The following is a 12,768-nucleotide window of genomic DNA, read 5'->3' as shown; positions in this document are numbered from 1 at the left end:
TCGGGCCACTTCGCAGCGACGCCACCCGTTCGCCTGAGTGGCGAAACCGGGAGCGGGCGGGGTTGGTTCCGTGCTGCATGTGGTGAGCCGGAGGATGGCAGAGTCGGGGCGCTCGGGACAGCGGGAAAAACGGCGTTCGCCGCAAAAGGCGCGGGCGTGTCCTCAAGGCAACGGTTTCCGTTCGCGTCAGCGCTGATAGCGGAGGCGAGTAATCGCACCGGTGCAGCGATCGATCACCATATGCATCCCGCCGCCGAGCTTTCCGGAGGATGCCGGATCGCCGTGATAGACCGTCCAGCTGCGATGATCGCGGCTTTCGACGACGGCGACCGGGATGCCGCTATAATCCGCGCCGCCCTGAAATTGATCGGCAACGGCGATGAAGATGCCTCGCGCGGTATCCTCGTCGCGGACGATCGGACCGGGCCAGCCATCCGCGCGGGGAGGGCATCTGACTTCGGACTGGGCAAAGGCCGCGGGTGCGGCCAGCAGGGTGGCGGCGAAGGCCAGCCCGCGGATCACGCGGCTGCCTTCACCCGTTCGACGCCCGCCAGCGAGTTCGGATCGGCGCGAACGATGTCGACTTCGACCATGTCGCCGATCTGCGCGTCGGTCATCAGGTGGACCGATTGCAGCCAGGGCGACTTGCCGATCAGCTGGCCGGGCAGCTTGCCGGGGCGTTCGAGCAGGACTTCGCAGCTGCGACCGGCGGTTGCGGCGTTGAACGCGGCCTGATCGCGGTTGAGTGCGGCCTGCAGGCGCTGGAGGCGTTCGTCCATCAGCTCGGCCGGGATCGCGCCGTCCATCTCGGCGGCGGGTGTGCCGGGGCGGGGGCTGTATTTGAAGCTGTAGGCCTGAGCGTACGCCGTTTCGTCGACGAGGCTCAGCAGTTCCTCGAACTCGGCATCGGTTTCGCCGGGGAAGCCGACGATGAAGTCGCCCGACAGCGCGATGTCGGGGCGCGCTTCGCGGACGCGTTCGATGATGCGGAGATAGGAATCACGGCTGTGGCTGCGGTTCATCGCCTTGAGCACGCGGTCGCTGCCATGCTGCACGGGGAGGTGGAGGAAGGGCATCAGCTTCTCGATGTCGCGATGCGCGTCGATCAACCCCTGCGTCATGTCGTTGGGGTGGCTGGTGGTATAGCGGATGCGCTTGAGCCCCTCGATCCGGTCGAGCGCGAGGATCAGGCCGTGCAGGCCGGTGCCCGCATCGTCGTTCCACGCATTCACATTCTGGCCGAGCAGGGTGATTTCCTTCGCGCCCGCATCGACCAGCGATTTCGCTTCGTCGACGATCGCCGCGAACGGTCGGCTGACTTCCGCGCCGCGGGTATAGGGGACGACGCAATAGGTGCAGAATTTGTCGCACCCTTCCTGCACGGTGAGGAAGGCCGAGGGCGCGACCTTGCGACGCGAGGGGAGCGCGCCGAACTTGGCGATGGCCGGCATGTCGGTGTCGAGCGCCAGCGTGCCCGCGGCGGCCTGCGACACCAGTTCGGGCAAATTGTGATAGGCCTGCGGGCCGACGACGACGTCGACCTTGGCGCGGCGGGCGATCTCCTCGCCCTCGGCCTGCGCGACGCAGCCGGCGACGGCGATCATCGGTTCGCCATGCTTCCGCAGGCGGCCGATCTCCGAATAGACTTTCTCGGTCGCCTTTTCGCGGATGTGGCAGGTGTTGAGCACGACCAGATCGGCTTCGCCTGCTTCTGCGGCGGTCATGCCCTGCGCGCCGAGCAGCTCGGCCATGCGCTCGCCGTCATAGACGTTCATCTGGCAGCCGTAGGACTTGATGTGGAAGGTCTTGGGATTCTTGGGCGCGTTCATCGCCGGGCCTATAGCGGCGAAGCGCGGCGAGATTAAGCCCCGGGTTCCTCCGGGGGTTTCTCGTAGCGGACCGCGTCCACCGCATAGGCGAAGGGACGCAGCGGCTTGCCCAGCGCAGCGAGCAGGGCGGTCTCGATCCGCTTGCGGCTTTCGGCGGCGATCGCCTTACGGCCGGGATAGTCGCGGGGGTGGAACGGTTCGAGGAACGAGACGCGGAGCTGGAAGCTGCCTTTGCGGCTGAGGATGCGCTTGGCGTTGTTGACGCCGCTTTCCTCGCCGATCCAGCCAAGCTCCTCGGCGACCGCGCCGTAATCGAGCATCACTGGCTGGACCATCACGCCGGGCGGGGGCGGTTCGAGGACGCGGAGCATCGGCGTCTTGAAGGGCAGGAGCGACTGGCCGTCGGTAGTGGTGCCTTCGGGGAAGACGGTGACCGCCCAGTTCTCCTCCAGCGCGTCGCGGAGCTGGTTGATCTGATCGGCGACGCCCAGACGGTTCTCGCGCTTTACATAGACGGTGCGGTTCAGGCCCGCGAGCCAGCCGACCAGCGGCGCGGTGGCCAGTTCGGCCTTGGCGACGAACGCGGTGCCGCTCGCCCCGCCGAGCGCGAGGATGTCGAGCCAGCTGAGATGGTTCGAGATGTAGAAGACGTCGCGTTTGAGCGGCACGCCGATCTTCTTCACCCGCGCCCCGGCGATGCGGCCGGCGGTGCCGAGGAACATGCGCGGCCAGGGCGAGGGCAGGCGGAACAGCCGCCAGAGATAGTGGAGCGGAACGAAGATCAGGATCGTGCCCGCCAGCATCAGAATGCGGCGCCACAGGCGGAACTGCGCGCGCAGGCTCAGCGGGATGGGGTGGCCCTGTGCGGCGCGCGTGCGAAGATCCGAATCCATCGCCGCACAATAGAGGGGATCGGCGCGGCGGAGACAAGCGGCGCTTGACCGGATCGGAGCTGGACAGCATCCTGTTCGTGAAGATTTTTCCGGGGGGATCATGGCGATGTGGAGCGTTCTTGCGATGATCGGTGCTGGCTTGACCCCGGTCGAGCTGCCGGTCGCAATGGTGCAACAGGAAGAGCGGACTGGCAGCTGCACCGTGCGGGTCCAGCGATCGGAGAAGTTCCGCCGGGGCTCGCATATCATCACCCGCTACTATTTCCGCTATCGCAACACCTGCAGCACGCCGATCCGTCTTCACTATTGCAACAGCATGAGCTCGGATCAGTCGCAATGTGCGATCGGCATGTACGGCTGGGTCGATCTGGGGGCGGGCGCGGGTTTCGATATCCGCGGACCTGAACGCTCTTTTATCCATGTGCTCGAATGCCAAAGCGGCGAGAAGCTGGTCGAGTCGCGCAGCCGGGTGACCGGACGCGTTGCGATCCTGTGCGAAGGTGCGGCGATTACAGCGGCGCCGGAGGCCGATCCCGGCGCGGCGTTCAGCGGTGTCGGGGAAGCGCCGAACCTGTCTGCGCCGCTGGCGATCAAGCGGCCCGGCATGGTCCTCACCGAGGACGATTATCCGCCGCGGATGCTGAGAATCGGCGCGGAGGGTAAAACGGTGGTGACGCTTGCCATCAATCCGATGGGACGGGTTACCGGGTGCCGCGTCAAGCGATCGAGCGGGTTCGCAGATCTCGATCGGGCCACCTGCTCAGTGCTGATGCGTCGGGGGCGCTTCAATCCGGGAATCGACGGCGCGGGCAATCCGGTAGCCAGCGTCTATCCGGAATATGAAGCGGCCTGGGCGCTCCACTGAGATCGGAATTTTTTGCAGGGAGGTGGGAATGGTGTTGGTTTCGTTGGCGGTCGCGCTGAGTCTGGGGTTCCCCGGTGCGATTTCGCTTCCGGTAGCCGAGGACAATCCCAAACTCTGTACGGAGCAGGCGGTGCGGGAGGACGTATCTTATAACGGGGGCAGCCGCACGATCCGGCCCTATGTCGCCGTGCGCAACCGCTGCTCCGATCCCCTCAAAATCTACTACTGCTTCTCGAGCGATCCCGACTGGCGTCGATGCCCTGACGACCAGTTCAGGCTGGTCGTGCTGCATCCGGGGGATCCCGCGACGGATCTGCGCGCGCCGGACGACGTCAGGCGCCGGCTGCACATGCTGCATTGCTATGAGGACGAAACGCTGGCCATCTGCTCGGACCGGAACGGTCGATAGCCCTCAGCCCTTGCGTTCGAGGCTGACGCCGTAAAGCTCCATGCGGTGGTCGACGAGGCGGAAGCCGAGCCGCTCGGCGATCTGCTTCTGGAGCTGTTCCAGCTCGGGATCGACGAATTCGATCACCTTGCCGGTCTCGACGTCGATCAGGTGATCGTGATGCGCTTCGGGTGCGGGCTCGTAGCGCGCGCGGCCGTCGCCGAAATCGTGGCGGTCGAGGATGCCGGCCTCTTCGAACAGGCGGACGGTGCGATAGACGGTCGCGATCGAAATGCCGGGATCGATCGCCGACGCGCGCTCATAGACCTTCTCGACGTCGGGATGATCCTCGGCGTCCGAGAGAACGCGAGCGATCACCTTGCGCTGTTCGGTGATGCGCAGGCCCTTTTCGTGGCAGAGCGCTTCGAGATCGATCTTGCGGGGCATGAGGTCCTTACCGGCTTGGGGTCGTGCGCCGATGTAGCGGCTTGGCGCGCGCGGGGAAAGGGTGCCCAAAACGCAAAACGCCGGCCCGGGCGATAAGCCGGGCCGGCGCTTGCTTCGCTTGCGCGGAAATGGCGATCAGCGCTTGCGGCGCTTGGTGCCCAGGCCGATCTTCTTGGCGAGCGTGCGGCGCTGCTCGGCATAGTTCGGCGCGACCATCGGATAGTCGGCGGGCAGGTTCCACTTTGCGCGATACTGATCAGGGGTCATCTGATAGTGCGTCATCAGGTGGCGCTTGAGCATCTTCAGCTTCTTGCCGTCCTCGAGGCAGACGATGAAGTCCGGCTTGACCGACGAGCGGACCGAAACCGCAGGCTCCTGCTTCACTTCAGGCTCGGCAACCACGGTGCCGAGACCGGCAAGCGCGTTGTGCACGTTCTGGATCAGGACCGGGAGGTCCGACACAGCAACACTGTTGTTGCTTACATGCGCCGCGACAATATCCGCGGTGAGCGTGATCAGCGTTTCCTGAAGTTCGTTCTGACTATCCATCACATTTTCCTTCGACCCAATTGCGGGCGGATTATAGTTCGCCTCGTCTTTGCGGCCTATCGGACCATTCCGGAGCGAACGCAAGGCCGTCCGGCGAGGATTTGACGAATTCAGCGTAGTTTTCTTGAAAATGTCTGTGCGTCGAACAGTTGTCCAGCGTTGCCACGATAATAATCACGGCGTTCACCAACTTTCCCGAAGCCTTCGCGACGGTAAAGCCGGACTGCATCATTACCCGCGCGGACTTCCAGATGTAGATCAATGACACCGCGACCGGTTGCTTCCGCAATGACGGCGCGTAACAGCGCGCCGCCGACGCCGCGTCCGCGTGCGGCAGGACGCGTGGCAAGCAGCAGAAGTTCCGCTTCTGGTCCAGCGACACGCGCCAGAGCGAAACCGATATCGGCTTCGTCGATGCTGGCGATGGTCAGCCAGACGCCGGGCAGAGAGAGCATCCCCATGCACTGGGCGCTGGTCCATGCTTCGCCATAGCGCGGGTCGAATGCGTCCTGCATGATCCGGGCGACGGCGGGCAGATCCTGCGGGCCGCCTTCGCGGAGTTCGGTAAGACTGAAGATGCGGCTCATGCGAGGCCGCGCTCCGCCAGCGTCTTCGCATCGGGCGCGCGGCCGTAGATCGGCCGGGGCTCGAGCGCGGTGAAGGCAGGCGGGAGCATCCGCGCGTCGGCGGCGCGGGGCAGGGTGTCGATCATATCGAGGCCGGGATCGATCGCCGTCAGGTGGCGCACGCCATTGCCGATGGCGGGGCGGCCGGACAGGGCGGCGATCGCCTGCGCAGGAATGAGCGAGGTGAAGGGGCCATCCTCGGCCAGCGGAGCGGTGAAGGCCTGCATGAATACCTCACCGTGCCCGCCTTCGAGTATGACCGCAAGATTGGCGAGGCCGGGGCGGGCGGCGAAGCCCTGCGCGGCGATCAGCGCCAGCGAGGAATAGCCGGCGACTTTGCAGCCCCATCCGATCGCGAGGCCGCGTGCGGCAGCGAGCCCCACACGGACGCCGGTGAAGCTGCCCGGGCCGCAATCGACGAGGATGCGGTCCGCGCGGCCCTGACCGGGCAATGCGGCGATCATCGGGATCAGTTGTTCGGCATGGCCGCGGCCTACGACCAGATGGCTGTCGGCAATCACTTCGCCGCCCTCGATCAGGGCGACGGAGCAGGCAGCCGTGGCGGTTTCGATGATCAGGGTTCGCACGTGTTTCTTTCCGTCATCCCCGCCTGTGCGGGAATGACGGGCGAAAGTACAGGATCAGGCGATCCGGTTGAACCGGTCGAATTCCGGACGCGGCAGCCGGTCGAAGATCGTCGAATGATCGGCATGGCCGAGCGTGGCGATGAAGTTCGACTTCACGTTGGGCTGGCCGGCAAAGAAGGCCGCATCGACCTGATCGTGATCGAAGCCCGACATCGGGCCGACATCGAAGCCCAGCGCGCGCGCGGCGATGATGAAATAGGCACCCTGCAGCGACGAGTTGCGGAAGGCGTGCTTGTAGCGGACCTCGGGATCGGGGAACCAGTCCTTCGCGGTGGGCGCATGGGGGAAGAGCCAGGGCAGGTGCTCGTTGAAGTCGAGGTCCATGCCGATCACCACCGAAGCGGGAGCGGCGAGAATCTTGGCGCCGTTGGTGCCGCTCGACGCGGCGGCGAGCTTTGCCTTGGCCTCGTCGCTCGTCACCCAGACGAAACGGGCCGATTGCTGGTTGGCCGAGGTCGGCCCCATCTTCAGCAGTTCGTAGATTTCGCGGATGTCGGCTTCGGTGACCGGATCGCCATTATAGCCGTTCGCCGTGCGCGCGGCGCGGAAGATCGTGTCGAGGCCAGCCTCGTCGAGCTTGCGGGTCATGATCAGAACTTTCCTTGGGGCGCGGAATCAGACCGCGCGGACTTCGGTGACTTCGGGAACATAGTGCTTGAGCAGCTGCTCGATGCCGTTCTTCAGCGTGGCGCTGGACGACGGGCAGCCCGAACAGGCGCCCTGCATCTGGAGGAACACCTTGCCCTGCTTGAACCCGCGATAGACGATGTCGCCGCCGTCATTGGCGACGGCCGGGCGCACGCGGGTGTCGATCAGTTCGCGAATCTGCGCGACGATGTCGGCATCCTCGGGATCGTCGCCGAAATCCTCGTCCTCGGGCGGCGGGACCGAGAAGCCGGCCGACGGCGCCTTGAACAGCGGCATGTTCGCCGAGAAATGATCGAGCAGGATGGCGAGGATATCGGGCTTGAGCCCCGGCCATTCGACGCCGGGCGCGGCGGTGACCGAGATGAAGTCGCGGCCGAAGAACACGCCGGTCACGTCGCCCAGATTGAAGATCGCTTCGGCCAGCGGCGAAGCCTCGGCTTCCTCCGGAGTGGCGAAGTCGCGGGTGCCCGATTCCATGACCGTGCGGCCGGGAAGGAATTTGAGCGTCGCCGGATTGGGCGTCGGTTCGGTCTCGATCAGCATGGCTTGCATGTGGGCCGGTGCCGGGCGCGGATCAAGATGGTGTGCGGAAACGATGGGTTGCCGGCCGACAAGCTCTCCTGCCTGCACCGGAGGGCGGGGGTCGAGCGAACCGTTCGGATAGCGATGAAGAAAAGGCGGCGCATCCGGCCTTGTCATATTCTTACCGACCCATGAGTTGCATCAACATCAAGGCCCGCCGATCGAATGGCCGGCAATTGCGTGTATCGTTCAAAAACAAGCGCTTGGGACGGTGCTGGTTGACACGGTTGACACCAATATCGCGAAAATCCGGCCTCCCGCAAAAATGACGTGGTTCGACAAGTCAAAGAGCGGCGGGGCGCTCCCCCGGCCTCCCAGCGAAGCAGCCGAAATCCTACATTGCAAGCTGTGACCGGCTATCGCCGCCGGATAATATCAGAGCAGCCGTTCGGCCAGCCAGCGGGCGGGCTGCTTGAGCGGGCGGCGGAACTGGAGCGAGAGGACGGTGCGCGCGCCGCTCGCTTCGTTCCAGATCTCGTGCTCGTAGCTGTCGTCGAACACCAGGGTCTCGCCTTCGCCCCAGCGCAGCATGCGATCGGCCAGCGCCATGCGCACATCGCCGTCACGGGGCACCGACAGGCCGAGATGGCAGGTGACCAGCCCCTTGGTCGCGCCGCGCCGGCGCGGTACGTGAACGCCCGAGGCGAGGGTGGAATAGCGCGCGCTTACAAGGCCGGGGATCTGGGCGAGCGCCGAGGCGGTGGCGGGGCAACGCGCAAGGTCCGCCTCGCCGCCATGATTCCACAGCGGCAGGCGCTGCGCCGCGCCGCACAGCGCGGCGGCGGCTTCGTCGCGGATCGCCGACCAGTTGGCGCGGAGATTCGCCGTCCAGGCGAATTCGCGCATGTCGAGCACGGGGTCGTTGGGAATCAACGAGGAAGCGGCGATCAGCCGGTCGAGCAATCCGCGGATCGGCTGCGCCGGCAGCACGGCGGCTCCGCCCGGATTGCGCCACATTGTGGCTTCGTCATTCGGTATGCCAACGCCCACGCTGAGTGCCCCTCGACCTTTCCGATTCTGTGGCTGATTTCCGCGCCTGCCCCTCCCCAGAGACCTTCGCGGAATGCCCTTGAAGTCTCGATCATTAACCTTTCGATGGGTCCAAAACATGGCGTCGCGCCGCGGACCCAAGGCGGGAATGCGGCGGTTTTCCGCGGGATTGCGAGATCGCCGCGCGGACCCTACACTTCGCACTATGTTGTCGTACCTGCGCAGCGCGCGCCCCGCCCTTCTCGCCCTTGCTGTCCTAGGCCTCGCGGTTCCCGCGGTGGCCCAGCAGGCGCCCTCCGCCGGCAAGATCCAGACCGCCGACGATCCCTGGCTCTACAAGAACAGCGATCTCGTCCACGATACCGCGTGGCGTTTCGGACGGCTGCCGAACGGCGTGCGCTATGTCGTGCGCAAGAATGGCGTGCCGCCGGGGCAGGTGGCGGTGCGCGTGCGGATCGACGCCGGGTCGCTCCACGAGACCGACGACGAGCGCGGCTTCGCGCATCTTCTGGAGCATCTCTCCTTCCGCGGCTCGGTGTTCGTTCCGGACGGCGATTCCAAGCAGATCTGGCAGCGCCTCGGCGTGACCTTCGGCTCGGACAGCAATGCCAGCACGACCTTCACCCAGACGGTCTATAAGCTCGATCTGCCCAGCGCGACCTCGGCGGGTCTCGACGAGAGCATGAAGATCCTGGCCGGCATGATGTATGGCCCCAACATCACCGCGGCCTCGCTCAATGCCGAGCGGCCGGTGGTGCTGGCCGAAGCCCGCGAGCAGCCGGGCGCGCAGGTGCGCCTGCAGGATGCGATGTTCGACCTGATGTTCGCCGGCCAGCCGCTGGCGAAGCGCAAGCCGATCGGCACCACTGCGACGCTGAACGGCGCGACCGCCGAGAGCGTGAAGGCGTTCCACGACCGCTGGTATCGCCCCGAACGCGCGGTGGTGGTCGTCGTCGGCGACATGGATGTGAACATCCTCGAGCAGATGGTCATCAAGCATTTCTCGAGCTGGAAGGGGACCGGCCCCGCGCCCGAGAGCCCCGATTTCGGCAAGCCGATCGTGGATGGCCCGACCAGCGCGACGCTGGTGGAGCCGACGCTTCCCGCGATGGCGATGCTGACCGTGGTGCGGCCCTGGACGGTGTTTTCCGACACGGTGATCTTCAACCAGAAGCGCATGGTCGATCTGGTCGCGATCCGGATCATCAACCGGCGGCTCGAATCGCGGGCGCGAACGGGGGCAACGTTCCTCGCCGCGGGCGCGGGGCTCGATGACATCGGGCGGTCGGCCAACGTCACCACGGTGCAGATCATGCCCGTCGGCGACAATTGGGAAGCGGCGCTGAAGGACGTGCGTGGCGTGATCGCCGATGCCGCCGCCAGCCCGCCCACACAGGCCGAGATCGACCGCGAACTCGCCGAGATCGAATCCTCGATGAAGAACCGGATCAACACCGCGCCGGTGGAATCGGGCGTGTCGCTGGCCGAGGACATGGTCCAGGCGGTCGACATCAACGAGACCGTGACCACGCCCGAAGCGAGCTACGCGATCTTCAAGGAAGCGGTCGACCTGCGAATGTTCACGCCGGAAACGGTGCAGGCGGCGTCGAAGAAGGTGTTCGAAGGCACCGCGACGCGTGCGATCCTCAACCTCCATACCGCCGATCCGCGCGCGGGGGCGAAGCTGACCGCGGCGCTGAACGCCGACGTGTCGGGCGGCGGCAAGCCGCGCGCCGACCTCAGTCATGTGACGTTCGACGGCCTGCCCAAGCTGGGCACGCCGGGCACGATCGTCGCCCGCGAAACCGTACTGGCCACGCCCAAGGTCGAGAAGGTTACTTTCGCGAACGGCGTCACCCTGCTGATCCACGAGAATTCGTCGGAAGTGAGCAAGGTCTATGTCCATGTCCGCTTCGGACGCGGGCTGAGCGCGCTTCCCTCGACGCGGCGGACCCCGGCCTGGGCCGGCGGCGGCGCGCTGGTCGCCAGCGGCGTCGGGACCTACGGGCAGGAAGAACTCGATGCGCTGACCGGCAATCGCCAGATCGGCTTCGATTTCAACATCGACGACGATGCCTTCACCTTCTCGTCGCAGACGACGATGACCGACCTGCCCGACCAGCTGAAGCTGTTCGCGGCGAAGCTGGCGTCGCCGGCCTGGGATCCGAACCCGGTGAACCGCGCGAAGACGGCGTCGCTTTCGACCTATGCCAGCCTGTCTGCCTCGCCCGACGCGGTGCTGAACCGCGATCTGGACGCGCTGCTCCATTCGGGCGATCCGCGCTGGGGCATCCCGCCCAAGGCGACGATGGCCGCGCTCACGCCGGCAAGCTTCCGCGCGCTGTGGGAGCCGCTGCTGGCAAGCGGGCCGATCGAAGTGTCGATCTTCGGCGATCTGAAGACCGAGGAAGCGATCACCGCCTTCGCGTCGACATTCGGCGCGCTGAAGCCGCGCCCGGCAGGTGCCGCGCTGACGGCTCCGGCCAAGTTCCCGGCGCACGTCGCCCGGCCGGTGGTGCGCACCCATACCGGGCAGGACGATCAGGCGGCAGCAGTGATCGCCTGGCCGACGGGCGGCGGCAGCGCCGGCATCGCCGAGAGCCGCAGGCTGGAGATTCTTGCCGCGGTGTTCCGCGATCGGCTGATCGACCAGCTGCGCAGCCAGGCGGGCGTGAGCTATTCGCCGTCGGTGATGAGCGACTGGCCGATCGGGATGTCGAGCGGCGGCAAGATCATGGCGCTGGGCCTGTTGCCGCCGGACAAGACCGACTTCTTCTTCCAGCTCGCCCGCAGCATCGCGGCCGATCTGGTGAAGAACCCGATCACGCAGGACGAGCTCGACCGTTCGGTCAATCCGCTCAAGCAGATCATCATCCGCCGTTCGAGCGGCAACATGTTCTGGCTGCAGCTGACTCAGGGCGGTGCGCGCGATCCGGCGCGAATCGCGGCGGTGGAAACGCTGGCGCGCGACTATGCCTATGTGACTCCGGCGGACATCCAGGCGCTGGCGGTGAAATATCTGGCGCCGAGCCGCGACTGGACGATGGTGGTCCTGCCGGAAGCACCCGCCCCGAAGCCCGCCGCGCGCAAGCCGGCGGCGAAGAAGAAGAAGTAGGCTGGGATCCTCGCCGGCGTGGGATCGCCGGCGGGCTCGCCGGGACGAGGGACGGCATATCTGCCGGCTCGAGCGAATTGCCGCTCTGGCAGAACGGGCCGAACCGCGCGCTAGGCGAGGGCCCGGGCGTTCGTCGTCGCGCGCGCCACCAGTTCCGGGGTCAGGACTTCCTTCGTGACCCGCGTCGGCTTGTGCTCGATCAGATCCACCAGCAATGCGACCGCGCGTTCGCCGAGTTCGGCCAGCCGCACGCGCATCGTGGTGAGGGAGAGATAGCGCGCCAGCGGGACATCATCGAAGCCGGCCACGGCAAGGTCCTCGGGAACGCGCTTGCCGGCGCTGCGCAGCGCATGGAGGCAGCCGATCGCCATCATGTCGTTCGCGGCAAAGACGGCGTCGCATGGCGCGGCGTCCGCGAGGATCGCAGCGGCGGCGGCTTCGCCCGCCTCTTCGCTGAAGTCGCCGACGATGATCCGGGGTTCGCGGCCGTGCCTGCGCATCGCCTCGCGAAAGCCCTCGGCACGTTCGCGCGCGTCGACATTGCCCTCGGGCCCCGCGACATGGACGATCGCGCGATAGCCGTTCGCGACGAGATGATCGACCATCGCGCCCGCGCTGGCGCGATTATCGAGGCGGATCATCGGGCGCGCCTCGAACTCGCCGGAGCAGTTGATCAGCACCGAGGGAATCGCCGCAGGCAGCGTTCGCGCCAGCGCGTCATGCTCGATATGCGGCGCCATCACCACCAGCCCATCGACCCGGCCGCGCATCGCGCGCATCGCCAGCGTCGTCTGTTCCCCATCGTCATGCATATTCGACAGGAGCAGCATATAGCCGCGCCGGTTCGCCTCGCGATCCATGCCGCGGACGCATTCGGAGAAGAACTCGCCATGCAGGTCGGGTAATACGACGCCAATGGCATGCGCCCGCGCGAGACTGAGGCTGCGCGCGCCGGCATGGGGGACGTAACCGAGTTCGGCGACGGCGGCCATGATCCGGTCGCGCGTCTGGGGCCTGACATTCTCGATACCGTTGAGCGCCCGCGACACCGACGCGACCGAAACCGCGGCGCGGCGCGCAACGTCACGAATTGTCGCCTCGGCCATCAGTAGTTGGTCCTGATTATGAGCATGGTCCTTTGCTTCGCACCCAATCGTTGATTGCAATGCCCATCGCCAAAAGTCTATGT

General features: G+C 66.1%; 14 protein-coding genes. 3 read left to right on the top strand and 11 right to left on the bottom strand.

Annotated features, from left to right (window positions below; genetic code table 11):
* Nucleotides 1-186: 186 nt before the first annotated feature.
* The 3 genes from HHL13_RS12655 to HHL13_RS12645 are packed head-to-tail and all read right to left on the bottom strand — an operon-like array spanning nucleotide 187 to nucleotide 2,722.
* Entirely contained in the window at nucleotides 187-522 is a 336-nt protein-coding gene (locus HHL13_RS12655) for a hypothetical protein (RefSeq protein ID WP_169556003.1), read from the bottom strand.
* Nucleotides 519-1,841 (bottom strand): tRNA (N6-isopentenyl adenosine(37)-C2)-methylthiotransferase MiaB, encoded by a 1,323-nt coding sequence (gene miaB / locus HHL13_RS12650; protein ID WP_346775580.1) that lies wholly within the window; start codon nucleotides 1,839-1,841, stop codon nucleotides 519-521. The genes HHL13_RS12655 and miaB overlap by 4 nt, the downstream gene beginning before the upstream one ends.
* Before the next feature lie 20 nt (nucleotides 1,842-1,861).
* Nucleotides 1,862-2,722 carry a lysophospholipid acyltransferase family protein gene (locus HHL13_RS12645; RefSeq protein ID WP_169556001.1) on the bottom strand — a complete coding sequence of 287 codons (861 nt, stop codon included), beginning with the start codon at nucleotides 2,720-2,722 and terminating at the stop codon, nucleotides 1,862-1,864.
* A 106-nt stretch (nucleotides 2,723-2,828) separates the two neighbouring features.
* Here HHL13_RS12645 and HHL13_RS12640 point away from each other — a divergent pair, with 106 nt between their 5' ends.
* Together HHL13_RS12640 and HHL13_RS12635 are read left to right on the top strand one after the other, a co-directional pair.
* Nucleotides 2,829-3,587: an energy transducer TonB gene (locus HHL13_RS12640; protein WP_169556000.1), complete on the top strand. Its 759-nt coding sequence runs from the start codon at nucleotides 2,829-2,831 to the stop codon at nucleotides 3,585-3,587.
* Between the two features lie 28 nt (nucleotides 3,588-3,615).
* Complete coding sequence (locus tag HHL13_RS12635) at nucleotides 3,616-3,996, top strand: hypothetical protein (protein ID WP_169555999.1); 381 nt, start codon at nucleotides 3,616-3,618, stop codon at nucleotides 3,994-3,996.
* 3 nt (nucleotides 3,997-3,999) lie between these two features.
* Here the strand turns inward: HHL13_RS12635 and HHL13_RS12630 are convergent, their stop codons facing one another.
* The 7 genes from HHL13_RS12630 to HHL13_RS12600 all read right to left on the bottom strand — a co-directional run bounded on the left by HHL13_RS12630 (nucleotide 4,000) and on the right by HHL13_RS12600 (nucleotide 8,431).
* On the bottom strand, nucleotides 4,000-4,422 hold the full coding sequence (locus tag HHL13_RS12630; RefSeq protein WP_169555998.1) for a Fur family transcriptional regulator: 423 nt from the start codon (nucleotides 4,420-4,422) through the stop codon (nucleotides 4,000-4,002).
* A 135-nt stretch (nucleotides 4,423-4,557) separates the two neighbouring features.
* Entirely contained in the window at nucleotides 4,558-4,971 is a 414-nt protein-coding gene (locus tag HHL13_RS12625; protein WP_169555997.1) for a MucR family transcriptional regulator, read from the bottom strand.
* Between the two features lie 110 nt (nucleotides 4,972-5,081).
* Nucleotides 5,082-5,558, bottom strand: a complete 477-nt coding sequence (locus tag HHL13_RS12620) for a GNAT family N-acetyltransferase (RefSeq protein ID WP_169555996.1) — start codon at nucleotides 5,556-5,558, stop codon at nucleotides 5,082-5,084.
* Nucleotides 5,555-6,184, bottom strand: a complete 630-nt coding sequence (tsaB, locus tag HHL13_RS12615) for a tRNA (adenosine(37)-N6)-threonylcarbamoyltransferase complex dimerization subunit type 1 TsaB (protein WP_169555995.1) — start codon at nucleotides 6,182-6,184, stop codon at nucleotides 5,555-5,557. The genes HHL13_RS12620 and tsaB overlap by 4 nt, the downstream gene beginning before the upstream one ends.
* A 54-nt stretch (nucleotides 6,185-6,238) precedes the next feature.
* Nucleotides 6,239-6,832 carry a malonic semialdehyde reductase gene (locus HHL13_RS12610; protein ID WP_169555994.1) on the bottom strand — a complete coding sequence of 198 codons (594 nt, stop codon included), beginning with the start codon at nucleotides 6,830-6,832 and terminating at the stop codon, nucleotides 6,239-6,241.
* 27 nt (nucleotides 6,833-6,859) lie between these two features.
* Nucleotides 6,860-7,435: a NifU family protein gene (locus HHL13_RS12605; protein WP_169555993.1), complete on the bottom strand. Its 576-nt coding sequence runs from the start codon at nucleotides 7,433-7,435 to the stop codon at nucleotides 6,860-6,862.
* 414 nt (nucleotides 7,436-7,849) lie between these two features.
* On the bottom strand, nucleotides 7,850-8,431 hold the full coding sequence (locus HHL13_RS12600) for an aspartyl/asparaginyl beta-hydroxylase domain-containing protein (protein ID WP_169555992.1): 582 nt from the start codon (nucleotides 8,429-8,431) through the stop codon (nucleotides 7,850-7,852).
* A gap of 238 nt (nucleotides 8,432-8,669) precedes the next feature.
* Here HHL13_RS12600 and HHL13_RS12595 point away from each other — a divergent pair, with 238 nt between their 5' ends.
* Nucleotides 8,670-11,579, top strand: a complete 2,910-nt coding sequence (locus HHL13_RS12595) for a M16 family metallopeptidase (protein ID WP_169555991.1) — start codon at nucleotides 8,670-8,672, stop codon at nucleotides 11,577-11,579.
* A gap of 110 nt (nucleotides 11,580-11,689) precedes the next feature.
* On the opposite strand, the gene HHL13_RS12590 is transcribed toward HHL13_RS12595, so the two are convergent.
* Nucleotides 11,690-12,685 carry a LacI family DNA-binding transcriptional regulator gene (locus HHL13_RS12590; RefSeq protein WP_169555990.1) on the bottom strand — a complete coding sequence of 332 codons (996 nt, stop codon included), beginning with the start codon at nucleotides 12,683-12,685 and terminating at the stop codon, nucleotides 11,690-11,692.
* Between the last annotated feature and the right edge of the window lie 83 nt (nucleotides 12,686-12,768).

The organism is Sphingomonas sp. G-3-2-10 (assembly GCF_012927115.1).
Taxonomy (GTDB): Bacteria; Pseudomonadota; Alphaproteobacteria; order Sphingomonadales; family Sphingomonadaceae; genus Sphingomonas.
The sequence above is the reverse complement of the archived record's forward strand: the minus strand, read 5'-3'. Positions and strand labels throughout refer to the sequence as shown.

Coding starts and splice junctions, on each gene's coding strand:
- HHL13_RS12645 (WP_169556001.1), bottom strand. CDS start 2,722: ATGGATTCGGATCTTCGCACGCGCGCCGCACAGGGCCACCCCATCCCG.
- HHL13_RS12590 (WP_169555990.1), bottom strand. CDS start 12,685: ATGGCCGAGGCGACAATTCGTGACGTTGCGCGCCGCGCCGCGGTTTCG.
- HHL13_RS12635 (WP_169555999.1), top strand. CDS start 3,616: ATGGTGTTGGTTTCGTTGGCGGTCGCGCTGAGTCTGGGGTTCCCCGGT.
- HHL13_RS12630 (WP_169555998.1), bottom strand. CDS start 4,422: ATGCCCCGCAAGATCGATCTCGAAGCGCTCTGCCACGAAAAGGGCCTG.
- HHL13_RS12625 (WP_169555997.1), bottom strand. CDS start 4,971: ATGGATAGTCAGAACGAACTTCAGGAAACGCTGATCACGCTCACCGCG.
- HHL13_RS12605 (WP_169555993.1), bottom strand. CDS start 7,435: ATGCTGATCGAGACCGAACCGACGCCCAATCCGGCGACGCTCAAATTC.
- HHL13_RS12610 (WP_169555994.1), bottom strand. CDS start 6,832: ATGACCCGCAAGCTCGACGAGGCTGGCCTCGACACGATCTTCCGCGCC.
- HHL13_RS12600 (WP_169555992.1), bottom strand. CDS start 8,431: ATGTGGCGCAATCCGGGCGGAGCCGCCGTGCTGCCGGCGCAGCCGATC.
- HHL13_RS12640 (WP_169556000.1), top strand. CDS start 2,829: ATGTGGAGCGTTCTTGCGATGATCGGTGCTGGCTTGACCCCGGTCGAG.
- HHL13_RS12620 (WP_169555996.1), bottom strand. CDS start 5,558: ATGAGCCGCATCTTCAGTCTTACCGAACTCCGCGAAGGCGGCCCGCAG.
- HHL13_RS12595 (WP_169555991.1), top strand. CDS start 8,670: ATGTTGTCGTACCTGCGCAGCGCGCGCCCCGCCCTTCTCGCCCTTGCT.